This window comes from Streptomyces sp. NBC_01275, assembly GCF_026340655.1.
Classification (GTDB): Bacteria; Actinomycetota; Actinomycetes; order Streptomycetales; family Streptomycetaceae; genus Streptomyces.
Genome location: NZ_JAPEOZ010000001.1, coordinates 1,485,245 through 1,507,818, shown reverse-complemented (window position 1 = coordinate 1,507,818; position 22,574 = coordinate 1,485,245). Strand labels below are relative to the sequence as shown.

Here is a 22,574-nt window from a genome sequence, read left to right as displayed (position 1 = left end):
CTGGAGCCGTCCACGGCGTACGCTCCACGGTCGCTGCGCGAGACCGATGCCCGCAACCCCCACGGAGCATGGGAGGCTTGGGGCATGGCCGCGCAGATCAACCCCAGCATTCTGTCCGCCGACTTCGCCCGCCTCGCGGACGAGGCACAGGCGGTCGACGGAGCCGACTGGCTCCACGTCGACGTCATGGACAACCATTTCGTCCCGAACCTCACGCTCGGTGTGCCGGTCGTAGAGTCTCTGGCCCGTGCGACGGACACTCCGCTGGACTGCCATCTGATGATCGAGGCCCCCGATCGCTGGGCCCCGCAGTACGTCGAGGCGGGCGCCTCGTCCGTCACCTTCCATGTCGAGGCGGCCGCGGCGCCGGTGCGGCTCGCCCGCGAGATCCGGGCGAAGGGCGCCCGTGCCTCCATGGCGCTGAGGCCCGCGACGCCGATCGAGCCGTACGAGGACCTGCTGCCCGAGCTCGACATGCTGCTGATCATGACGGTCGAGCCGGGCTTCGGAGGCCAGGCCTTTCTCGACATCATGCTCCCGAAGATCCGTCGCACCCGCGAGTTGATCAGCAAGCACGGCCTTGAGCTGTGGCTCCAGGTCGACGGCGGGGTCTCGGCCTCGACGATCGAGCGGTGCGCCGAGGCGGGCGCGGACGTGTTCGTCGCCGGTTCGGCGGTGTACGGGGCCGCGGACCCGGCCGAGGCGGTCCGCGCGCTGCGCGCGCAGGCGGAGGCGGCGACCGCCAAGGCGTCGTGGGCGTGCGGCCACTGAACCGACCACGGAACCGACCGCTTGACCAAGGGAACGTGAACGGCTCCCATCGGAGCTGATCAACTGCGCCGGATCTGCGAGGATGAACGGCGTATCCAGAGTGTGAACAGCAGTGAGGAGATCGCCGTGTCGGGTATGTCGGCGGGCCGGTCAGCCATGCGGATGGGACCCGCTGAGCTGGTGCAGGCGGCGGCCATGGCCCGCCGCTTCTACCTCGAGGGCAAGTCCAAGATCCAGATCGCGGAGGAGTTCGGCGTCAGCCGCTTCAAGGTGGCCCGGGTCCTGGAGACCGCCCTCGAACGGGATCTCGTACGGATCGAGATCCGCGTGCCGGCCGAACTGGACGCCGAGCGCTCCGACGCGCTCCGCGCCCGGTACGGCCTCAGGCACGCCGTGGTGGTCGAGTCCCCGGCCGAGGCCGCGGACTCGCCCGACCCCGAGAACCTGGGAGAAGTCGCGGCCGACCTGCTCGCCGAGCTCGTGAACGAAGGGGATGTCCTGGGCCTGGCCTGGGGCCGGTCCACCATCCACATGGCGGCGGCCCTGGACCGGCTGCCGCCCTGCACGGTCGTGCAGCTGACGGGCGTGTACGACGCCGGGACCGCCGAGCGCGGCTCGGTCGAGGCCGTCCGCCGCGCCGCCCAGGTGTCCGGCGGCGACGCGCATCCCATCTACGCGCCGATGCTGCTGCCGGACGCGGCCACCGCGGAGGCGCTGCGCCACCAGACCGGGATCGCCCGGGCCTTCGAGTACTTCGACAAGGTCACGGTCGCCTGTGTCTCCATCGGCTCCTGGGAGCCCGGGATCTCGACGGTGCACGACATGCTCAGCGACGAGGAGCGGGGCCACTACGCCTCGCTCGGCGTCGCCGCAGAGATGTCCGCGCACCTCTTCGACTCCGACGGCCGCCGGGTCGGTCGCGACCTGGGCGAGCGGTGCATCACGGTCAAGGCCGACCAGCTCCGCCGGGTGCCCGAGGTCGTCGCGATCGCGGGCGGGCAGCGCAAGGCGGCCGCGATCGACGCGGTGCTGCGGTCCGGGCTCGTCACCAGCCTGGTGACGGACACCTCGGCGGCCGACTATCTGATGACGGCGGGGCCGAGCCCGAAGCCCGCCCTCAACCGGGCCGACCCGGACGGAATCTGACGGAAGATCAGAGGGGTGGTCCCCAGACCGCCCCGGAGGGGGTGGTCCCCGGGCCGCCCCCTCCGCCCCTCACCACGACTAGCTCAGGACGGTGCCGGGATGACGGAGCACGTGCTCACGCTGGACCTCGACGGGGTCTCCGACAAGGCGGACCTGATGGATCGCTGCGCCCGGGACCTGGAGCTGCCCGACTGGTTCGGCCGCAACTGGGACGCGCTCGCCGACAGCCTCACCGACCTGCCCCAAGGGCCGGAGTCCGGGCCGGTGCTGGTCGTCGTACGGAACTGGCGGCAGTACGCGAAGACGCAGCCTGAGGAGTGGGAGATCGCGCAGGCGGTGTTCTCCTCGGCGGTGGACCAGGCGCCGGAGCTGTCGGTCGTGCTCGCTCTCGGAGGATCCTCCTAAGGGGTGCCTGAGCTGCTTGGACGTTCTGTCCGGGCATCGCATTCCGGCCGTCGTGGGAGAATGAAGTACGTGCTTCTCCCCCTGGCTGACCTGTCCGGGGGTCACCTCTGATCGACTGGGATGTGCAGCACGTGCGTTTCCTCAACGACATCCAGCCCGCCTACGACCTCACCTACGACGACGTCTTCATGGTGCCGAGCCGCAGCGCGGTCGGATCGCGGCAGGGCGTGGACCTCGACTCCCCGGACGGCTCGGGCACCACGATTCCGCTGGTCGTCGCCAACATGACCGCCGTCGCCGGCCGCCGGATGGCCGAGACGATGGCCCGGCGCGGCGGACTCGTCGTGATCCCCCAGGACATTCCGATCGACGTCGTCACCGAGGTCGTCACCTGGGTCAAGAGCCGCCATCTGGTGCTGGACACCCCGATCGTGCTCGCCCCGCACCAGACGGTCGCCGACGCCCTCGCCCTGCTGCCCAAGCGCGCGCACAACGCCGGCGTCGTCGTCGACGAGGGCGGCCGTCCGGTCGGCGTCGTCACCGACGCGGACCTGACCGGCGTGGACCGCTTCACGCAGCTCGAGGTCGTCATGTCCCGGGACCTGCTGCTCCTGGACGCCGGCATCGACCCGCGCGAGGCCTTCAACACCCTCGACGCGGCCAACCGGCGCTACGCCCCCGCCGTCGACGCGGACGGCAGGCTCGCCGGCATCCTGACCCGCAAGGGCGCGCTGCGCGCCACGCTGTACACGCCCGCCGTCGACGCGCAGGGCAGGCTGCGCGTCGCCGCCGCCGTCGGCATCAACGGCGACGTCGCCGGCAAGGCCAAGCAGCTGCTGGACGCAGGGGTCGACACGCTCGTCATCGACACCGCGCACGGCCACCAGGAGTCGATGATCAGCGCGGTCAGGGTCGTGCGGGCCCTCGACCCGCAGGTTCCGATCGTGGCCGGCAACATCGTCTCGGCCGAGGGCGTCAAGGACCTGATCGACGCGGGCGCCGACATCGTCAAGGTCGGCGTCGGCCCCGGCGCCATGTGCACCACGCGCATGATGACCGGCGTGGGCCGGCCGCAGTTCTCGGCGGTCCTGGAGTGCGCCGCCGAGGCGAAGAAGCACGGCAAGCACGTGTGGGCCGACGGCGGTGTCCGCCACCCGCGCGACGTCGCCATGGCGCTGGCCGCCGGCGCGTCCAACGTGATGATCGGGTCCTGGTTCGCGGGGACCTACGAGTCACCGGGCGACCTCCAGCAGGACGCGAACGGCCGCCTCTACAAGGAGTCGTTCGGCATGGCGTCGGCGCGTGCGGTGCGCAACCGCACGTCGGACGAGTCGGCGTACGACCGGGCCCGCAAGGCGCTGTTCGAGGAGGGCATCTCCACCTCCCGGATGTTCCTCGACCCGGGCCGCCCGGGCGTCGAGGACCTGATCGACTCGGTCATCACGGGCGTCCGCTCCTCCTGCACCTACGCGGGCGCGGCCTCCCTGGAGGAGTTCGCCGAGAAGGCCATCGTCGGCATCCAGAGCGCGGCCGGCTACGCGGAGGGCAAGCCGCTGCACGCCAGCTGGAGCTGAGCCGACTCCGAAATCGACTGACTCCCTTCCGTACGGCCCCCGTTGTCCCGTCCGCCGGGAAGACCAGGGGCCGTTCGGCTGCCCGCGCCCTACGGTCGGGGCATGGAGATCATCGTCTGCCGGGCCGCCGACGTGGCGCTGCTCGACCGGCGCATCGGCTCGCCCGGAGGCACGTCCTTCCACGCGCGGCGGTTCGCGCGGCAGGAGGCGGGGGAGAGCACGTACCTGCTCGCCTGGCTGGAGGGGCGGCCGGTCGGGCAACACGGAGCAGCGCTGGACCGGCTGTGCGGCGCCCGAGGTCACGGTGGTCTGCCCCGTGATCGGCGGGCTCGGCGTCTGGCCGGAGGAGCTGCGCTCGCACGGCCCTGTAAGAACGGCCCCGATCGGCGCTGCACAGCCCCGCACTGCCCTGACCAGCCCTGATCGGGGCAGTCGCGCAACGCTCGACAGCCCCCGCGCAACGAACACCCGCGCTGCCGCGAGGAACGCAACGATCTTGCGGATACGCGCAAGGTTGCTGCATTACAGAGGCAACGCCCTGGCTCGTAGGGTTCTGCGCTGTACGTAGCGTGGCAGGGACCCCGCTCGGTGGTTCCCGCCCGCCAGGGGGCGCCGCCGGTCCCCGTCGCGCCGACCGGCAGCGACAAAGGAGTCAGCGTGCTCGACCAAGGCGCACCCCCGCAGCGGCGCAGTCAGACCGTCCCCCCGTCCCCGGGGCTCGGCGCGCGCCTGATGCGGCGCAAGCCCGTGGAACGACTGGTCGCCGAGGGCGGCCAGGGCGAGGGAGGGTCCCTGCGGCGCTCCCTCGGGCTCTGGCAGCTGACGATGATCAGCATCGGCGCCACCCTCGGCACCGGCATCTTCGTGGTCCTCGGCGAGGCCGTCCCCAAGGCCGGACCCGCGGTCACCCTCGCCTTCGTGATCGCCGGACTCACGGCGCTCTTCTCGGCCCTGTCCTACGCCGAGCTGGCGGGCACGATCCCGGTCGCGGGATCCTCGTACTCGTACGCATACGCAACGATGGGCGAGCTGGTCGCCTGGATCTGCGGCTGGTGTCTGGTCCTGGAGTACGGCGTCTCGGTCGCCGCCGTCGCCGTCGGCTGGGGCGAGTACCTCAACGAGCTTCTCGACGGGACGATCGGCGTGACCATCCCGGACGCGCTGTCCGCGCCGCCCGGCGACGGGGGCGTCTTCAACCTGCCCGCACTGATCGTCGTCCTGCTGGCCATGGCGTTCCTGCTGGGCGGGGCGAAGGAGTCCGCGCGCGCCAACACCGTCATGGTGGCCGTGAAGATCGCCGCGCTGGTGCTGTTCTGCGCGATCGGAGTCCAGGGCTTCCGCTCCGGCAACTACGACCACTTCATGCCGCTGGGCATGGCGGGCGTCAGCGCGGCCGGCGCGACCCTCTTCTTCTCGTACATCGGCTTCGACGCCGCCTCCACCGCCGGCGAGGAGGCGAAGAACGCGCAGCGCGACCTGCCCCGCGCGATCATGCTCTCGCTCGTCATCGTGACGGCCCTGTACGTCGTGGTCGCCGCCGTGGCCGTCGGCGCCCGGCCCTGGCAGCGGTTCAACGACTCCGAGGCCGCGCTCGCGCAGATCATGCGGGACGTGACCGGACAGTCCTTCTGGGGCACCCTGCTGGCCTTCTGCGCCGTCATCGCCATCGCGAGCGTCGTGCTGACCGTCCTGTACGGCCAGACCCGCGTCCTGTTCGCGATGTCCCGGGACGGACTCGTCCCCAAGGTGTTCTCGCGCGTCCACCCGAAGACCGGCACGCCCCGCGCGAACACCCTGATCGTGTCCCTGTTCTGCGGTGTCCTGGCCTCCGCCATCCCGTTGGGGCAACTCGCGGACGCCACCAGCATCGGCACGCTGTTCGCCTTCGCGCTGGTCAACATCGCCGTCGTGGTGCTGCGCCGGACCCGTCCGGAGATGCCCCGAACCTTCCGGGTCCCGCTCTCCCCGGTGCTGCCGGCCCTCGGCCTGGCCTTCTGCGTCTGGATGATGGGCAGCCTCTCGGCCGTCACCTGGGTGGTCTTCGGTGTCTGGATGGCGGTCGGGCTCGTGTTCTACTTCAGTTACGGCCATCGCCGCTCCCGACTGGCGACGCCCGCGGCTGCCGAACCGACTGAATCATCTGAACCATCTGAGAAGTGAACGACCCACTGTGCTGAACGATCTCGACGAACGCATCGTGCACGCCCTCGCCGAGGACGCCCGTCGCTCCTACGCGGACATCGGGCAGTTGGTCGGCCTGTCCGCGCCCGCCGTGAAACGGCGGGTGGACCGGCTGCGGGCCACCGGCGCCATCACCGGCTTCACCGTACGGGTCGACCCGGCGGCGCTCGGCTGGGAGACCGAGGGGTTCGTCGAGATCTACTGCCGGCGCAACACCTCCCCGGAGACCATCCAGCGGGGTCTTGAGCGCTACCAGGAGGTCGTGGCCGCCTCCACCGTCACCGGGGAGGCGGACGCCGTCGCCCAGGTCTTCGCCGCCGACATGCGTCACTTCGAGCGGGTGCTGGAGCGGATCGCGGGGGAGCCGTTCGTGGAGCGGACCAAGTCCGTGCTGGTGCTGTCCCCGCTGCTCAGGCGGTTCTCCGCGGGGTCCCCGACCTGACCTGTTCGGCCCGGCGACGGATCCCCGCAAGCAGCCGGCCCGTGAGGACGGCGTGGGCGCCCGAGGCGACGACGAGCAGCCGGTAGAGGCCGCCGGCCGGACCGGGGAACCTGGCCCGGGTCTCGGCGCACAGCCGGACGCGGCCCGGACCGGCCTCGTCGAGACGGAAGACCAGGGCGTACGTCGAGAAGCGGTGGCGTCCCACGAGGACCAGCTCCCGCCCCGGCGCCGCCGAGGCCACCCGGAAGCCGGGCACCGTCGAGCCCACGGCCAGGGGGCGTGGACCGGACGCCGCACGGTCGGCGCAGCCGACGAGGCGGGCGTAGCCGGGTGTGAACGAGCCGTCCAGGGCGTCGCCGACGGCGTCCCACACGGCGTCGGCCTGCGCCGTGACGACCGTCGCGTGCTCGTCCACGAAGGGCAGGGCGGCGATGTCCATGGGGGTTTCCTGCCCGCTGGAGCGTCCGTCAGTCGGCCGTCTTGCGGGCCAGCGCGTTGTTCCCGATCGAGTTGTGCACGCTGAAGCTGACCGCGTCCGAGCGGTAGCGGTCGTCCGACCACTCCACCGGGCGGCCCTCGCGGGTCGTCGTCACCCGGCGCACGCGCAGCAGGGGACTCGTCCGGCGGACGCCCAACAACTCGGCGTCCTGCGCGCCCGCCGCCACCGCGTCGATGACGTGCTCCCCGTAGGCGAAGACCAGACCGGTGTCGTCGAGGAGGCGCTGGGTCACGGAGGGGCAGTCCGGCTCGATCGGCTCGACGGCGGGGGAGATCCAGTCGGCGTACACGGTCCGCTCCAGGAGGACCGGCTCGCCGTCCAGACCGCGCACCCGCAGCACGTGCAACACCCTGGTCAGCTCGCGCAGTTGGAGGCGTACGGCGTCCTCGGCGGTCGCCGGGCGGTACTCCTGCGCGACGACGTGGCCGGTGGCCTCGCGGCCCATCGCGCGCGCCCACTGGGCGAAGCTGCGCAGCTCGGCGAAGCTCTGGCTGCGGCGGCTGGCCAGGACCACGCGGCGGGCGCCCTGACGCGAGCCGATGAGCCCCTCCGCGGTGAGCGCGGCGACGGCCTGGCGGACCGTGCCGCGCGAGACGCCGTAGGCGGCCGCGAGGTCCGTCTCGGCGGGCAGCAGACTGCCGACCGTGTACTCCTCGCGGTCGATCGCGCGGCGCAGCTCGTCGGCGATCCTCTCGTGTCGCGCCGCCATGCTTCGCTTCCCCCTCACGTTGGCTGCTGTGTACAGCTTGATCAGCCTAATCGACATCCGGCGGCTCGGTCCTGCGACCAGGATTGTGTGGGAAATCGGGGCTCAGGGTTTCGCCAGAGTTTACGAAGGGGACACCAGCGGCGTGCGTACTGAGGCGAACTTGTTCAGACAAGTTCGCCTCATCTCCTGCATTCTCGCGCGTCCCCTGGAGAAGCCGTGACCGTGTCCCTGCCGAGAACCGCCGTCCGCTCAGGCGCCCTCGCGGCCGTCGCCGCGCTCGCCCTGAGCGCCTGCGGCGCCGCCCCCGACAACACGTCGACCACCGCCGACGGCAAGAACGCCGCCACCGCCGCCTCCGCCGCCGACTTCGGCGGGCTCGCCGCCCTGGAGAAGGCGGCGAAGAAGGAGGGCACGCTCAACGCCATCGCGCTGCCCCGCGACTGGGCGAACTACGGCGCCCTCATCGACGGCTTCGAGAAGAAGTACGGCATCAAGATCGCCGTCGAGAACCCGGACGGCTCCAGCCAGGACGAGATCAACGCCGTGACGTCGCGCAAGGGGCAGGGCCGCGCCCCCGACGTGCTCGACCTGGGCAGCTCCTTCGCGCTGAGCGCCGCCCAGCAGGGCCTGCTCGCGCCGTACAAGGTCGCCTCCTACGCCGACATCCCCGAGGGCCAGAAGGACCCGAAGGCGCAGTGGTACAACGACTACGGCGGCTACATCTCCATCGGCTGCGACGCCAAGCGCGTGAAGACCTGTCCGACCACCTTCGCGGATCTGCTCAAGCCGCAGTACAAGGGCCAGGTCGCCCTCAACGGCAACCCCACCAAGTCGGGTTCGGCCTTCGGCGGCGTGTACGCGGCGGCGCTCGCGAGCGGCGGCTCCTTCGACGACATCCAGCCCGGCCTCGACTTCTTCGCCAAGCTCAAGAAGAACGGCAACTACACGCCCGTCGAGTCGACTCCGGCCACCGTCGAGAAGGGCGAGACGCCGATCAGCATCGACTGGGACTACCTCAACGCCGGGTACGCCGACGAGTTCAAGTCCAAGGGCGTCGACTGGAAGGTCGCCGTCCCGACCGACGGCCAGTTCTCCCAGTACTACTCCCAGGCCATCAACAAGGACGCCCCGCACCCGGCGGCCGCGCGCCTGTGGCAGGAGTACCTCTACAGCGCCGAGGGCCAGAACCTCTGGCTCAAGGGGTACGCCCGCCCGGCCCTGATGACCGCCATGGAGAAGGCCGGCACCCTCGACACCGCGGCCGCGGCCAAGCTGCCCCAGGTCTCCGGGACGCCCGCCTTCCCGAGCGAGGCCCAGCAGAGCAAGGCCAAGACGGTGCTCGGACAGGGCTGGGCGAAGGCCGTCTCCGGATGACGACGACCCTCCCACGGGTCGACACGGCGACCGCCGCTCCGGTGAAGCGGCGGCGCCGTGGCCTCACCTGGCTCGCCGTCGCCCCGCTGCTCCTCTTCACCGCGATCGCCTTCGGGCTGCCCGCCCTGGCCATGCTCGACGGCGCCTTCACCGCCAAGGACCCGGCCACGGGCGCCACGTCGTACACCGTCGACAACCTGAGCGCCTCCCTGCGGGGCGCGTATCTGACGGCCCTCCTCGGCAGCGTGAAGCTGTCCGCGGTGTCCGCGGTTCTGGGCGCGCTCCTCGGACTGCCGCTGGCGCAGGCCGTGGTGACCTCCCGCTTCCGCGCGCTGCGCGAGGCCGTGCTCACCGCCTCCGGGGTCCTCGCCAACTTCGGCGGCGTCCCGCTGGCCTTCGCCTTCGTCGCCACACTCGGCAACGCGGGCGTCCTGACCCGGTACTTCGGCCTCACCGACAAGGGCTGGGACCTCTACAGCTTCTGGGGTCTGGTGATCGTCTACCTGTACTTCCTGATCCCGCTGATGGTCCTCACCATCACCCCGGCCCTGGACGGCCTGCGCTCCCAGTGGCGCGAGGCCGCGCAGAACAACGGCGCGACCCCCGTGCAGTACTGGCGGCACGTCGCCCTGCCCGTCCTGCTGCCCTCGCTCCTCGGCGGGCTGGTCCTGCTCTTCGGCAGCGCCTTCGCCGCGTACGCCACCGCCGCCGCCATGGTCGGCAGCTCCATCCCGCTGGTCACCCTGCAGATCGCCGACGCGATCTCCGGCAACGTGCTGGTCGGCCAGGAGAACGTGGCCCTCGCCCTCAGCCTCGACATGGTCCTGGTCGCGGGCCTGGTCATGGCCGTGTACCTGCCCCTGCAACGACGGAGCGCGCGATGGCTCGCCTGACCCTGTGGCGGTGGGGCGTGCTCGGCCTCGCCGGACTGTACTTCCTGCTGCCGCTGGCCGCGTCGGTCGTCTTCACGGTCGACGTGCCCGGGCAGGGCGTCACCTTCGACGCCTACACACAGATCTTCTCCACCGAGGGCTTCACCTCCAGCCTGCTGCTCTCGCTGGAACTGGCCGCCGCCACCATCGCCGTGGTCCTCCTGCTCACGGTCCCCGCGATGGTCGCGCTGCGGCTCGGCGCGCCACGGCTGCGGCCGGTCGTCGAGGTGGTGTGCTCACTGCCGCTGGTCGTCCCGCCGATCGCCTTCGTCGCCGGCCTCGGCACGGTCCTGAAGTGGGGCCCCGACCACCTCTCGAGAACACCCCTGTTCCAGACCTTCGTGGCGATCCAGAACCCCGACTTCCCCTTCGTCCTCGTCCTGGCCTACGTCGTGATGGCGCTGCCGTTCGTGTACCGGGCGCTGGACGCCGGGCTGCGCGCCGTCGACGTACGCACCCTCGTCGAGGCCGCCCGCAGCTGCGGGGCCGGGTGGCCGCAGGCGCTGCTCCAGGCCGTGCTGCCCAATCTGCGCGGCGCGCTGCTCAACGCGTCCTTCCTCACGCTGGCCCTGGTGCTCGGCGAGTTCACCGTGGCGCAGCTGCTCGGCTTCCAGCCCTTCGCGGTGTGGATCGTCAACGTCAGCGGCTCACAGGCCCAGTTGTCCGTCGCCGTGTCCGTGCTCAGCCTGCTCGTGACCTGGGCGCTGCTCCTCGTCCTCGCCGGCTTCGGCGGACGCACCCGTTCTACTTCCCGGGGATGAACCCATGACCGTGACCACGCCAGAGAAGGCGGCCATCGAGAGGGACAAGGCCGCCACCGTCGAATTCCGCGGCCTGCGCCGGGAGTTCGGGCCGACCGTCGCCCTCGACGGACTCGACCTGACCGTCCGGCCCGGGGAACTCCTCGCCCTGCTCGGCCCGTCCGGCTGCGGCAAGACCACCGCGCTGCGCATGCTCGCCGGGTTCGAACACCCCGACTCCGGCGAGGTGTTGGTCGACGGCGAGGACGTGACCCGCGTCCCGGCGCATCGACGCGACGCCGGGATGGTCTTCCAGTCGTACAGCCTCTTCCCGCATCTCGACGCGCTCGACAACGTGGCCTTCGGGCTGCGGATGCGGAAGGTGCGGACGGCGCAGCGGCGGGCGCGGGCCGCGGAGTTGCTGGAGCTGGTCGGGCTCGCCGACAAGGGCGGGCGGTTCCCGCACCAGCTCTCCGGCGGCCAGCAGCAGCGCATCGCGCTGGCCCGCGCCCTCGCCCTGCGCCCGCGCGTCCTGCTCCTGGACGAACCGCTCTCCGCGCTCGACGCCAAGGTGCGTCTCACCCTGCGCGAGGAGATCCGGCGGCTCCAGCAGGAGCTCGGCATCACCACCCTGTTCGTCACCCACGACCAGGAGGAGGCCCTGTCCATGGCGGACCGGGTCGCCGTGATGCACGCCGGACGGCTCGAACAGTGCGCCGCCCCGGCCGAGTTGTACGGCCGGCCCGCCACCGCCTTCGTCGCCGAGTTCGTGGGCACCATGAGCCGCATACCCGGGCGGCTCTCCCACGGCGAGGTCGAGGTGCTGGGGCAGCGGCTGCCCGTCGACGGACCCGCGCCGTCGGCGGCCGAGGTGGACGTGCTGGTGCGGCCGGAGGCGGTGGGGGTACGGGCCGAGGAGGGCGCGGACGCCCGGGTGGTCGCCACCTCCTTCCTGGGCGCGGCCGTCCGGGTCACCGTCCGGCTCGCCGACGGCACCGAGGTCAAGGCCGATCTGCCCGCGCACGAGGCGGCCGGGCTCGGCGCGGGGGCCGTGGTGCGCGTGTCGCTGCCCGAACGGCCGGTGCTGGTCGCCGAACGCCCCTCCTGAACCCGCATCCCCCGCATCCGCTGGATCTCCCCCCACATGCACAGAATGAGGCAATCGTGACGCGACTCCCGCTCCAGGCCGTCCTGTTCGACATGGACGGCACGCTCGTCGACACCGAGCGGCTGTGGTGGGAGGCGGTGGAGCGGGTGGCCGGCCGGACCCTGACCGAGGCCGACCAGCCGGAGGTGCTCGGCCGCCCGGTCGAGCACACCGCCGACTGGCTCGCCGCGACCACCGGCGCGCCCGCCGCGGACCTCGCCGACGCGCTCCACCGGGAGTTCGCGGACCGGGTCGGCACCGGCATCCTGCCCCGCCCCGGCGCGCTCGACCTGCTCGACGCCCTGGCCCGCGAGGGCGTGCCGACGGCCCTGGTGACCGCGTCCCCCAGGGCCGTCGCCGACACCGTGCTCGCCGCGCTCGGCGCGAGTCGCTTCGCCGTCACCGTCACCGCCGACGACACCGGCCGCACCAAGCCCGACCCCGACCCCTACCTCGCCGCCTGCCGCGCCCTGGGCGTCGACCCGGCGTCCTGCGTGGCCGTCGAGGACACGCCGACCGGGGTCGCCTCCGCCGAGGCGGCGGGCTGCGCCGTGCTCGCGGTGCCCTCGCTCGCGCCGATCGACGCGGCGCCGGGCCGCACCGTCCTGCCGACCCTGGAGGGCGTCACCCTGCAGCGGCTGCGCTCCCTGCCGCCGCACCGGCTCCGGGTCATGACCTGGAACCTCTGGCACGGCGGCACCAAGGTCCGCGACCACCGGGCCAAGCAGCTCAAGGTCATCGCCGAGACCGACGTCGACGTGGTCGGCCTCCAGGAGACGTACGGCGGCGCCGCCGAGGAACTCGCCGAGGCCCTCGGCTGGCACCACCACCGCGCCGGCGACAACCTCGGGATCATCAGCCGCCACCCGATCACGGCCGCCCTGGGCGACCCGCAGGCGGGCTTCTACGGCGCGGCCGGCGTCCGGATCCGGGTGGCCGGGGAAACGGAGGTCGAGGTCTGGACGGTCCACCTCGACTACACGCCGTACGGGCCCTACGAGGCCGCCTTCGACGCACTGCCGGCCGCCGATCTGATCGCCCACGAGGAGGTCCGGCTCGCCCAGATGCGGGACGCCCTGGGCCGGCTCGGCGGCGAGGGGCCGCTGGTCCTCGTCGGCGACTTCAACAGTCCCTCCCACCTGGACGGGCCGGACGTCGAGTGGCCGGTGACCAAGGCCGCCGAGGAGGCGGGCCTGCGCGACTCCTACCGCGAGGCGCACCCCGACCCCGTACGGAGTCCGGGGCACACCTGGTCCCCGGTGCACGCCGAGCACGAGGACGGCAGCGGCCGCCCGGAGCCGCAGGACCGGATCGACTTCGTCCTGCACCGGGGGCTGCGGGTGCTCGACTCCCGGACGTACGTCAGCGGCAGCCCCCGGACCTGGCCGGACGTCGAGGACAACGACTGGCCGTCCGACCACGCGGCGGTGATCACCACTTTCTCCCTGGGCGCCGGGGCCGGAGCTGTCTAACATCGAGGGCATGACCTGGCGACATTGATCCACGACCGGCTCCGGCGTCCGTCGACTGACCGCCACGCTCTACGCGTACGCGTTCCTCGACGAGTTCGTGCTGCTCTACCCGGTGTACGCGCTGCTGTTCGCGGACACCGGGCTGTCCGTCTGGCAGATCTCCTCCCTGTTCGTCCTGTGGTCGCTGACCGGCGTGCTGCTGGAGGTCCCCTCCGGCGCCTGGGCCGACGCCGTCTCCCGACGGCTGCTGCTGTGGCTGGGCCCGCTGCTGGGCGGCGCCGGCTTCGCGCTGTGGGTGCTCGTCCCGTCGTACGGGACCTTCGCCGCCGGGTTCGCCCTGTGGGGTGTGCGCGGAGCGCTGAGCTCCGGCGCGTTGGAGGCCCTGGTCTACGAGGAGCTGGAGCTGCTCGGCGCGGCCGACCGGTACGCCAGGGTGACGGGCCGGGCCCATGCGGTGGGGCAGGTGGCCGTCATGGCGGCGACGGCCCTGGCGGGACCGGTCCTGGCGGTCGGCGGCTACCCGGCGGTCGGCGCGGCGAGCGTGCTGGCCTGTCTGCTCTGCGCGGCGACGGCGACCCGTTTCCCCGAGCACCACAGGCCCTCCGGTGCGGGCGAGGGCTGGGCGGCGACCCTGCGCGGCGGACTCGCCGACGCCCGGCGCGACCGCTCCGTGCGCGGCGCCCTGCTGCTCGTCCCGGCCGTCACAGCGGTCTGGGGCGCCCTCGACGAGTACACGTCCCTGCTGGTCAGAGAGGTCGGCGTGCCCGACACGGCCGTCCCCTACCTGCTGGCGCCGATCTGGGTCTGCGTCACGGCCGGCAGCCTGCTGTCCGGGGCGGCCGAGCACCTGGGGCGCACGGGGTTCGCCGCGCTGCTCGCCGTTTCAGCTGTGGCGCTCGCCGCCGGTGGGGCCTGCGGTACTCCCGCCGGCATCGGCCTCGTCGCCCTCGCCTTCGGCGGCTTCCAGCTGGCGACGGTCCTGGCCGACGTCCGGCTCCAGCAGCGCATCGAGGGCGGCGGCCGGGCCACCCTCACCTCCGTCGCGAGCCTCGGCACGGAGGCGGTGACCATCGGGGTGTACGGGGCGTACGGCGCCCTCGGCTCGGCCTTCGCGCACGGCACGGTGTTCGCGCTGTGCGCCGTGCCCTACCTGGTGACGGCGCTGGTCGTGGCCCGGGGAAGACGTGGGTGAGGCCCGGGGGAGGCGTGGGGCAGGCGGGTGAGGCGTGCGTGAGGCGTGCGTGAGGGGTGCGCAACGAATCGCCGCCGGGCCCCCGACGCACGCAACGATCCGCTCACCGGCGCGCAACGGCTCCTCCTTGTCCGGGCCGCGCGGTGGACCGTACCGTCGATGTGGCCCCCGAACCCCCTCGTACCGGTGAGGATCACGCATGCGCACAGCCCTGCTCCAGAGCTCCGGCCGGCCCGGCTCCGTCGTCGAGAACCTGAAGGTCCTCGACGAGGCCGCGGGCCGGGCCGCCGCCGCGGGCGCCGGACTGCTGCTCGCGCCGGAGATGTTCCTCACCGGGTACGCGATCGGCGACGACATCGCCCGTCTCGCCGAGCCCGCCGACGGCGACAGCGCCGACGCGGTCGCGGAGCTCGCCTCCCGGCACGGCCTCGCGATCGCCTACGGCTACCCCGAGCGCTCCGGCGCGGCGGTGTACAACTCCGCCCAGCTGATCTCCGCCGACGGCTCCCGGCTCGCGAACTACCGCAAGACCCACCTCTTCGGCTGCTTCGAACGCGACCACTTCCAGCCGGGCGAGCAGCCGGTCGTCCAGGCCGAGCTGAACGGTCTGACCGTCGGCCTGATGATCTGCTACGACGTCGAGTTCCCGGAGAACGTCCGCGCCCACGCCCTGGCCGGCACCGACCTCCTCCTTGTCCCGACCGCGCAGATGCACCCCTTCCAGTTCGTCGCCGAGTCGGTGATCCCGGTGCGCGCCTTCGAGAACCAGATGTACGTCGCGTACGTCAACCGGGTCGGTCAGGAAGGGGAGTTCGAGTTCGTCGGACTCTCCGTGCTGGCCGGTCCCGACGGGGTCGCCCGGACCCGCGCCGGACGCGGCGAGGAACTGCTCCTCGCCGACGCCGACCCCGTCCTCCTCGCCGCCTCCCGCGAGGCGAACCCGTATCTGAAGGACCGCCGCCCCGGCCTGTACGGGTCCCTGGTCTGAAACCCCACCCCAGTTCTTTCTTGTGCAAGGAGTCCGTACCCCATGACGTCCACGGTGCCCAACGCCGTCGAGCACACCGACGGGCAGCAGCCGCCGATCACCATGTTCGGCCCGGACTTCCCCTACGCGTACGACGACTTCCTCGCGCACCCCGCGGGGCTCGGCCAGGTCCCCGCGACCGAGCACGGCGCCGAGGTCGCGGTCATCGGCGGCGGGCTGTCCGGCATCGTGGCCGCGTACGAGCTGATGAAGATGGGCCTGAGGCCGGTCGTCTACGAGGCCGACCAGATCGGCGGACGGCTGCGGACCGTCGGCTTCGACGGCTGCGACCCGTCCCTCACCGCCGAGATGGGCGCGATGCGCTTCCCGCCGTCCTCCACGGCGCTCCAGCACTACATCGACCTGGTGGGACTTCAGACCCGGCCCTTCCCCAACCCCCTTGCGGAGACGACCCCTTCGACCGTCGTCGACCTCAAGGGCGAGTCGCACTACGCCGAGACGGTCGAGGACCTCCCGCAGGTCTACCGGGACGTCGCCGAGGCCTGGAGCCGGTGCCTGGAGGAGGGCGCCGACTTCACCGACATGAACCGCGCCCTGCGCGAGCGGGACGTGCCGCGCATCCGCGAGATCTGGGCGAAGCTCGTCGAGAAGCTCGACAACCAGACCTTCTACGGCTTCCTCTGCGACTCCGAGGCGTTCCGGTCCTTCCGCCACCGCGAGATCTTCGGCCAGGTCGGCTTCGGCACCGGCGGCTGGGACACGGACTTCCCCAACTCCATCCTGGAGATCCTCCGCGTCGTCTACACCGAGGCCGACGACCACCACCGGGGCATCGTCGGCGGCTCCCAGCAGCTCCCGGTCAGGCTCTGGGAGCGCGAGCCGGAGAAGATCGTCCACTGGGCCCAGGGGACCTCGCTCGCGAGCCTGCACCAGGCCGGCGCACCCCGCCCGGCCGTGACCCGGCTGCACCGCACGGCCGGCGACCGGATCACCGTGACGGACGCGAACGGCGACATCCGCACCTACCGGGCGGCGATCTTCACCGCCCAGTCCTGGATGCTGCTCTCCAAGATCGACTGCGACGACTCGCTCTTCCCGATCGACCACTGGACGGCCATCGAGCGGACCCACTACATGGAGTCCAGCAAGCTCTTCGTGCCGGTCGACCGCCCCTTCTGGCTGGACAAGGCCGTCGACGACAGGGGAAACCCGACGGGCCGGGACGTCATGTCGATGACGCTCACCGACCGTATGACGCGTGGGACCTACCTTCTCGACGACGGCCCCGACAAGCCCGCCGTCATCTGCCTCTCCTACACCTGGTGCGACGACAGCCTGAAGTGGCTGCCGCTGTCGGCGAACGAGCGGATGGAGGTCATGCTGAAGTCGCTCGGCGAGATCTATCCGAAGGTCGACATCAGAAAGCACGTCATCGGCAGCCCGGTGACGGTCTCCTGGGAGAACGAGCCCTACTTCATGGGCGCGTTCAAGGCCAACCTGCCCGGTCACTACCGCTACCAGCGCCGCCTGTTCACGCACTTCATGCAGGACCGGCTGCCCGAGGACAAGCGGGGCGTCTTCCTGGCCGGCGACGACATCTCCTGGACGGCGGGCTGGGCCGAGGGCGCGATCCAGACCGCGCTGAACGCGGTCTGGGGCGTCATGCACCACTTCGGCGGCGAGACCGACGCGACCAACCCCGGTCCGGGGGACGTCTACGACGAGATCGCGCCGGTCGAACTCCCGGAGGACTGAGCCCCGCCTGGGAGATCAGTCCGGGAGCCCAGTCCGGGAGGTCCGCCCGGGAGGTCAGTCCGGCAGCGGGGTGAGCATCATGCGGCCCGCGAAGCCGACCGCCGTGTCGAGGCGGTCGGTGAACTCCTCGGCGACGTCCGGGAGCCGGCGCAGCGCCCACAGCGCCCGGGCCGCCGTCCAGGTGGCGTCCCGGGCCCGCTCCAGGCTCCAGGCGCCGAGCAGGTGGGTCAGGGGATCGGCGATCTGGAGCAGATCGGGCCCCGGCATCAGCTCTTCGCGGATGCGTTCCTCCAGCGCGACGAGGAGATCGCCCACACGGTCGAACTCGTCCTCCAGGTCGCCCGGTTCGCAGCCGAGGCTACGACAGGCGTCCACGACGGCGAGCGCCAGGTCGTGCCCGATGTGCGCGTTGATGCCCGCGAGCGCGAACTGCAGGGGACGTACGCCCGGATGGCGGCGGAACTGCAGCAGCGGACGCCAGCAGGCGGGCGGGCGCCGGTCGGCCGGGGTCGGGTCCACCGCCGCGAGGTAGCGCTCCGCGAAGCGGACGTCCAGCGTGATCGCGGCCTGCGCGTTCGTGAACCGGCCCCCGTCGATGCGCCGGCCGACCTCCCGCGTCACGGCGAGGTAGACGCGGTTGAAGACCGCGACCCCGTCCCGGGGCGGCAGGGTCGCCTCCAGTGCGCGCATCCGGGCTAGCACGTCGTCGACGGACGCGTCCACGGGGACCGTCCGGCGTTCCAGGACGGCTGTGTCTGCGGGGGCGGTGAACTGTTCCGATTGCGGCATGGGGGAAGAGTCGCAGTCCTAGGCTGGCCCGCGTGCCGATGGGCCCCGCGCTTCCCCGGAACGGGGGAACGAGCCCGTCGCACGGGAGGGGGAAGCACCCGGTGCCAGGTTCATGTGAACGGCGGTCCGCCCGGCGGAGCGTCATGGTCGCCGTCGCCTCGGCGGTCGTCGCCCTGGGCGCGGCGACCGGCACGATGACCGCGCTCGCGGAGGGGGACGACCGGGACGACGGACGCGACGTCGACCGGGCCCGGCCGGAGGTGAGCGCGACGCTCGTGTCCCCCACGCTCCCGCCCTCGGCCTCTCCTTCGGCGTCCCCCTCGACCGGCGGCCCGACCCCGAGCGCTGCGCCCTCGCCCGCCCGAACGGCGGGGAAGCCGTCGGCCGCCCCCGTCGCCGCCGTGCCCTACCGCCACTCCGAGTCCCAGGTCCTCGACTGGGTCCGCGACCATCCCGGCGACCCGCGCCGCGCCGTCATCGAGTCCCGGATCGCGAGCCGGCCGGCGGCGGTCTGGTTCGCGGACTACACGCCCGACACCGTCGCCTCGCGGGTCCGCGCGGTCACCTCGCGGGCCGCCGCGCAGGACCGGGTGCCCGTCCTGGTGGCGTACGCGATCCCGGGCCGCGACTGCGGCGGGGCCTCCGAGGGCGGGGCGCCCGACCTCGACGCCTACGCCGGCTGGATCGACCGGTTCGCCGCCGGGCTCGGCTCCGGCGAGGTCGTCGTCGTGCTGGAGCCCGACGCGATCGCCCAGGCAGACTGCCTCGACGAGGGCGACCGGGCCGACCGCTTCGCCGCGCTGGCCCGCGCGGGACGGGTGCTGAAGGCGGCGGACCCGAAGGCCCGGGTCTACTACGACGCGGGCCACTCCGGCTGGAACGACCCCGCCCGCCAGGCGGCCCTGCTGAAGCAGGCGGGCGCCGCCTCGGCCGCGTCCTCCGACGGGATCTTCAGCAACGTCTCCAACTTCCACCGCACGGCCGACGAGGCCGCCTACGACCGACGGGTCCTGGACGCCCTCGGCGGCCCGCCGAGCCTCGGCGCGGTCATCGACACCAGCCGCAACGGCAACGGCGCGCCCGCCGACGAGGAGTGGTGCGACCCGGACGGCCGCAGGATCGGACAGGCCCCCACCTTCGACACCGGACAGGCGCGCATCGACGCCTACCTGTGGGTGAAGCTGCCGGGGGAGTCCGACGGCTGCAAGGGAGCGGCGGGCGAGTTCAGCCCGTCGTACGCCTACGAACTGGCGTCGTCGTAGGCGCGGCGCCCCCGTTGCCCGCAGTGGCCCTGTCGCCCGCAGAGCCCCGTCGCCGGCAGTGACGCCCACGCCGTGGCGCGACGGATTCAGGGCCGGGGGTCGGGCACCGCCGCGGCCCGCGGAGCGGCCTTCGCGCTTGTCCGCTCGCCGCCGCGCAGCACGCCCGCGAACACCGCGAGCCCGCTCGCCAGCACCGTGACCACCCCGAACGACACCACCAGGCTGGTCGCCTGCGCCACCCCGCCGATCAGGCTCGGGGCGATCAGACCGGAGGTGTACGTGATCGTCGCGACGCCCGCGATGGCCTGGCTGGGGTTCGGCCCGCTGTGCCCGGCCGCCGCGAAGCACAGCGGGACGACGACGGCGATGCCCAGGCCCATCAGCCCGAACCCGCCCATCGCCACCGCCGGATGCCCCGCGAAGACGATCAGCAGGCCGCCCAGCGCGGCGAGCACCCCGCCCGCCCGGACCGTGCGCACCGCGCCGAAGCGGTTCACCACCGCGTCGCCCGCGATCCGGGCCACCGCCATCGTGAACATGAAACCGGTCGTACAGGCCGCCGCCGCCCCGGCCGAGGTCTCCAACTGATCGCGCAGATACACGGCCGACCAGTCCAGGCTCGCCCCCTCCGCGAACACCGCGCAGAAGCCGACCGCGCCGATCAGCAGGGCCGAGCGGGGCGGCAGCGCGAACCTCGGCGGCGGTTCCTCGTCCTCGGTGGGCCGTAGGTCCAGCACCCAGCGGCAGGCCAGCAGACCGAGGAGCGTGAGGACGACCGCCGCCAGCGCGTGGTGCACGCGCGCGTCCGCGCCCAGATGCGCGGCGAGCGTGCCGCCCGCCGAGCCGATCAGCGCGCCCGCGCTCCACATGCCGTGCAGCCCCGACATGATCGACCTGTCGAGCAGCCGCTCCACCTCCACGCCCAGCGCGTTCATCGCCACGTCGGCCATGCCCGAGGTCGCGCCGTACGTGAACATCGCCAGGCACAGCGTCAGCAGGTTCGGCGCGAGCGAGGGCAGGGTCAGCGACAGCGTCCACAGCGCGAGCAGCCCGCGCAGCGCCGTCCGGCTGCCGAAGCGGTGGGTGATCGAGCCGGCCAGCGGCATCGCGCAGGCCGCGCCGAACGCCGTGAAGGCCAGCGCGAACCCGAGCTGGCCGGTGCCGACCGAGGCGTGGTCCTGGATCCACGGCACCCGGGTGGCGAAGGAGCCGGTGACCGCGCCGTGCACGGTGAACACGGCCGCCACGGCGTACCGGGAGCGCCGTGCGTCCGGCGACGCGCCGCTCACTTCGCCGCTCACTTCGCCCATTCCGCTCATTCTCCCGCCCCTCCCGGTCGAGTGCGCCGCGCCGCCGCGATGGACAGGAGGCCGCTGACGCCGACGTAAACTATCAGGAACCCTTCCTGATAAATAGCCGTGGCGTCCACGGCATCCACGTCGTCCAGGTCTTCGGCCATGGGAGGATTCCCGCCATGCCCGCATCCCCGAGCACCGCCCGGGCCATCAACGACCGGCTCGCCCTTCGGCTGCTGCAGAACGAAGGTCCGCTGACGGCAGGGCAGTTGAAACAGCTCACCGGCCTCTCCCGGCCGACCGTCGCCGACCTCGTCGAACGCCTCACCGCCGCCGGCCTGATCGAGCTCGCGGGCGAGACGGGCGAACAGCGCCGCGGCCCGAACGCCAAGCTGTACGCCATCGTCGCCGGCCGCGCCCAACTGGCGGCGCTGGACGTGCGCACCGAGGGCGTCGCCGTGCTCGTCTCCGACCTGGTCGGCCGGGTGCTCGCCGAGGCGTCCGTGCCCATCGGCGGCGACCTGGGCACGGGGCCGGCCGTGGAACAGGCGGTCACGCTGGTCGAGCGGACGGCGAAGGAGGCGGGCGCCGACCGGCTGCACACCGTCGGCATCGGGGCGCCCGGCCTGATCGACCCGGTGAGCGGCGAACTGCACGACTCCTCCGGCCTGCCCGAGTGGCACCGCCGTCTGGTGGCCGGCCTCCAGGAACGCTTCCCCCGCGCGCGCGTGAGCGTCGAGAACGAGACCAACCTCGCGGCCCTGGCCGAACAGCGGGAAGGGGTCGCCCGGGACCGCGACACCTTCGTCCTGCTCTGGCTCGGCCATGGCACCGGCGCCGCCGTCGTCCTCGACGGCGCCCTGCGCCGGGGGGCCTCCGGCGGCACCGGCGAGATCGGCTTCCTCCCGGTGCCCGGCACCGGGGGACTGCCTTCGGCGACGGACTGCGAGGGCGGCTTCCACTCCCTGGCCGGCTCGGCGGCGATCACCGCACTGGCGTACGAACACGGCCTGGCGGCGCTCCCTGCGACCCCGGCGACCCCGGACGAGCCGATGGCGGCGGCGCTGGTGCGGGAGGCGGTGCGAAGGTACGGGGCGGGAGAGACGGGAGAGACGGGAGAGGTGGGGGAGGCAGGGGAGGCGGGCGGTCCCGCCGATCGTTTCCTCGACGTCCTCGCCGACCGGATCGCCCTCGGGGCCGCCTCCGTCGTCGCCGTCCTGGACCCCGGATGCGTGGTCCTCGGGGGAGAGGTCGGGCAGGCGGGCGGGCCGGAGCTGGCCGTACGCGTCGGGGAACGGCTGCGGCGGACGGCGCCGCTGCCTACAGAGGTCCGCCCGAGCGGCCTGGGCGGCGGCGCGGTGCTGCGCGGGGCGCTGCTGACGGCCCGCGAGTCGGCGCAGGAGGAGCTGTTCGGGGTGCGTCGGCCCTAGCGGGGTCGCGGTGTGCGTGAGGGGCCCGGCGACGGGCAAGGGTCGTCGTCACCGCCGCCGGACCGTACTCGCCGACCCTAGAGAGGACTAGACCAATGCGTCAATAGGTATGGACCAATCTCAAGCAAGCTTCCCTGCTGGAGGGTTGGGCCCCTTGCGGCCGCCCGAGAAGTCCATGGACGCCCCCTGTGAGCCACCCCACAGCCATCGCCTGGATGGACCTGGATCGGGCGTGGCACACTGACCCTGTACCTAAAGCAGCGCACTCCGGGGTCGGTGAAAGTCCGAACCGGCGGTTACAGTCCGCGACCCGGTCGCTTCCAGCGGCCGGTTGACCAGGTGAAATTCCTGGACCGACGGTTAAAGTCCGGATGGGAGGCAGTGCGCGGCGGGCGGGCATTCGTGCGCGCCGCCGTATATGTACTCGTCCGTGGACGAGTCTGTCCGGCGTCGCCCCCGGTGTCGTTGTCC

At 72.5% G+C, this 22,574-nt stretch carries 21 protein-coding genes, 1 pseudogene and 1 riboswitch; of the genes and pseudogenes, 17 read left to right on the top strand and 5 right to left on the bottom strand.

Annotated features, from left to right (window positions below; translation table 11 throughout):
- Window positions 1-84: 84 nt before the first annotated feature.
- From rpe to OG562_RS06315, 7 genes and pseudogenes are all read left to right on the top strand, one after another.
- On the top strand, window positions 85-771 hold the full coding sequence (gene rpe, locus OG562_RS06345; protein WP_266394653.1) for a ribulose-phosphate 3-epimerase: 687 nt from the start codon (window positions 85-87) through the stop codon (window positions 769-771).
- Window positions 772-873: 102 nt separating this feature from the next.
- Window positions 874-1,917, top strand: coding sequence for a sugar-binding transcriptional regulator (locus tag OG562_RS06340; protein WP_266394651.1), 1,044 nt, complete (start codon window positions 874-876; stop codon window positions 1,915-1,917).
- Between the two features lie 99 nt (window positions 1,918-2,016).
- Entirely contained in the window at window positions 2,017-2,322 is a 306-nt protein-coding gene (locus OG562_RS06335) for a barstar family protein (RefSeq protein ID WP_266394648.1), read from the top strand.
- A 131-nt stretch (window positions 2,323-2,453) separates the two neighbouring features.
- Window positions 2,454-3,896, top strand: a complete 1,443-nt coding sequence (locus OG562_RS06330; protein ID WP_266394645.1) for a GuaB1 family IMP dehydrogenase-related protein — start codon at window positions 2,454-2,456, stop codon at window positions 3,894-3,896.
- A 102-nt stretch (window positions 3,897-3,998) separates the two neighbouring features.
- A pseudogene (locus OG562_RS06325) lies at window positions 3,999-4,260 on the top strand (GNAT family N-acetyltransferase); the annotation flags it as partial.
- Window positions 4,261-4,553: 293 nt separating this feature from the next.
- Window positions 4,554-6,056 carry an amino acid permease gene (locus OG562_RS06320; protein WP_266394641.1) on the top strand — a complete coding sequence of 501 codons (1,503 nt, stop codon included), beginning with the start codon at window positions 4,554-4,556 and terminating at the stop codon, window positions 6,054-6,056.
- A 10-nt stretch (window positions 6,057-6,066) separates the two neighbouring features.
- Window positions 6,067-6,519, top strand: coding sequence for an Lrp/AsnC family transcriptional regulator (locus OG562_RS06315; RefSeq protein ID WP_266394639.1), 453 nt, complete (start codon window positions 6,067-6,069; stop codon window positions 6,517-6,519).
- On the opposite strand, the gene OG562_RS06310 is transcribed toward OG562_RS06315, so the two are convergent.
- Window positions 6,488-6,958 carry a hypothetical protein gene (locus tag OG562_RS06310; protein ID WP_266394636.1) on the bottom strand — a complete coding sequence of 157 codons (471 nt, stop codon included), beginning with the start codon at window positions 6,956-6,958 and terminating at the stop codon, window positions 6,488-6,490. The two genes, OG562_RS06315 and OG562_RS06310, sit on opposite strands and share 32 nt — an antisense overlap.
- A gap of 28 nt (window positions 6,959-6,986) precedes the next feature.
- Complete coding sequence (locus tag OG562_RS06305; protein WP_266394634.1) at window positions 6,987-7,727, bottom strand: GntR family transcriptional regulator; 741 nt, start codon at window positions 7,725-7,727, stop codon at window positions 6,987-6,989.
- A 216-nt stretch (window positions 7,728-7,943) separates the two neighbouring features.
- Between OG562_RS06305 and OG562_RS06300 the strand changes: the two genes are divergently transcribed.
- The 8 genes from OG562_RS06300 (at window position 7,944) to OG562_RS06265 (ending at window position 17,327) form a co-directional block, all read left to right on the top strand.
- Window positions 7,944-9,101 (top strand): ABC transporter substrate-binding protein, encoded by a 1,158-nt coding sequence (locus OG562_RS06300; protein ID WP_266394631.1) that lies wholly within the window; start codon window positions 7,944-7,946, stop codon window positions 9,099-9,101.
- Entirely contained in the window at window positions 9,098-9,994 is an 897-nt protein-coding gene (locus tag OG562_RS06295) for an ABC transporter permease subunit (protein ID WP_266394629.1), read from the top strand. Before OG562_RS06300 ends, OG562_RS06295 begins: the two co-directional genes overlap by 4 nt.
- Window positions 9,982-10,794, top strand: coding sequence for an ABC transporter permease (locus OG562_RS06290; RefSeq protein ID WP_266394626.1), 813 nt, complete (start codon window positions 9,982-9,984; stop codon window positions 10,792-10,794). Before OG562_RS06295 ends, OG562_RS06290 begins: the two co-directional genes overlap by 13 nt.
- A 4-nt stretch (window positions 10,795-10,798) precedes the next feature.
- Window positions 10,799-11,881, top strand: a complete 1,083-nt coding sequence (locus OG562_RS06285) for an ABC transporter ATP-binding protein (protein WP_266394623.1) — start codon at window positions 10,799-10,801, stop codon at window positions 11,879-11,881.
- Between the two features lie 56 nt (window positions 11,882-11,937).
- Complete coding sequence (locus OG562_RS06280; RefSeq protein ID WP_266394619.1) at window positions 11,938-13,392, top strand: HAD-IA family hydrolase; 1,455 nt, start codon at window positions 11,938-11,940, stop codon at window positions 13,390-13,392.
- Window positions 13,393-13,489: 97 nt separating this feature from the next.
- Window positions 13,490-14,584, top strand: coding sequence for an MFS transporter (locus OG562_RS06275; RefSeq protein WP_266394616.1), 1,095 nt, complete (start codon window positions 13,490-13,492; stop codon window positions 14,582-14,584).
- Window positions 14,585-14,783: 199 nt separating this feature from the next.
- Window positions 14,784-15,572, top strand: coding sequence for a carbon-nitrogen hydrolase family protein (locus OG562_RS06270; RefSeq protein WP_266394614.1), 789 nt, complete (start codon window positions 14,784-14,786; stop codon window positions 15,570-15,572).
- Between the two features lie 42 nt (window positions 15,573-15,614).
- The gene (locus tag OG562_RS06265; protein WP_266394611.1) at window positions 15,615-17,327 is read left to right on the top strand and encodes an NAD(P)/FAD-dependent oxidoreductase; all 1,713 of its coding nucleotides are present in this window, start codon (window positions 15,615-15,617) and stop codon (window positions 17,325-17,327) included.
- Window positions 17,328-17,381: 54 nt separating this feature from the next.
- Here OG562_RS06265 and OG562_RS06260 read toward each other — a convergent pair whose 3' ends face one another.
- The gene (locus tag OG562_RS06260; protein WP_266394608.1) at window positions 17,382-18,116 is read right to left on the bottom strand and encodes a DUF5995 family protein; all 735 of its coding nucleotides are present in this window, start codon (window positions 18,114-18,116) and stop codon (window positions 17,382-17,384) included.
- A gap of 143 nt (window positions 18,117-18,259) precedes the next feature.
- Between OG562_RS06260 and OG562_RS06255 the strand changes: the two genes are divergently transcribed.
- Window positions 18,260-19,378: a glycoside hydrolase family 6 protein gene (locus OG562_RS06255; protein WP_266394606.1), complete on the top strand. Its 1,119-nt coding sequence runs from the start codon at window positions 18,260-18,262 to the stop codon at window positions 19,376-19,378.
- An 86-nt stretch (window positions 19,379-19,464) separates the two neighbouring features.
- Here the strand turns inward: OG562_RS06255 and OG562_RS06250 are convergent, their stop codons facing one another.
- Window positions 19,465-20,688, bottom strand: a complete 1,224-nt coding sequence (locus OG562_RS06250; RefSeq protein WP_266394604.1) for an MFS transporter — start codon at window positions 20,686-20,688, stop codon at window positions 19,465-19,467.
- 5 nt (window positions 20,689-20,693) lie between these two features.
- Complete coding sequence (locus tag OG562_RS06245) at window positions 20,694-20,837, bottom strand: hypothetical protein (protein WP_266394601.1); 144 nt, start codon at window positions 20,835-20,837, stop codon at window positions 20,694-20,696.
- A gap of 15 nt (window positions 20,838-20,852) precedes the next feature.
- Here OG562_RS06245 and OG562_RS06240 point away from each other — a divergent pair, with 15 nt between their 5' ends.
- The gene (locus tag OG562_RS06240; RefSeq protein ID WP_266394599.1) at window positions 20,853-22,103 is read left to right on the top strand and encodes an ROK family transcriptional regulator; all 1,251 of its coding nucleotides are present in this window, start codon (window positions 20,853-20,855) and stop codon (window positions 22,101-22,103) included.
- Window positions 22,104-22,361: 258 nt separating this feature from the next.
- Window positions 22,362-22,492, top strand: a riboswitch (FMN riboswitch).
- The last annotated feature ends 82 nt before the right edge of the window (window positions 22,493-22,574 follow it).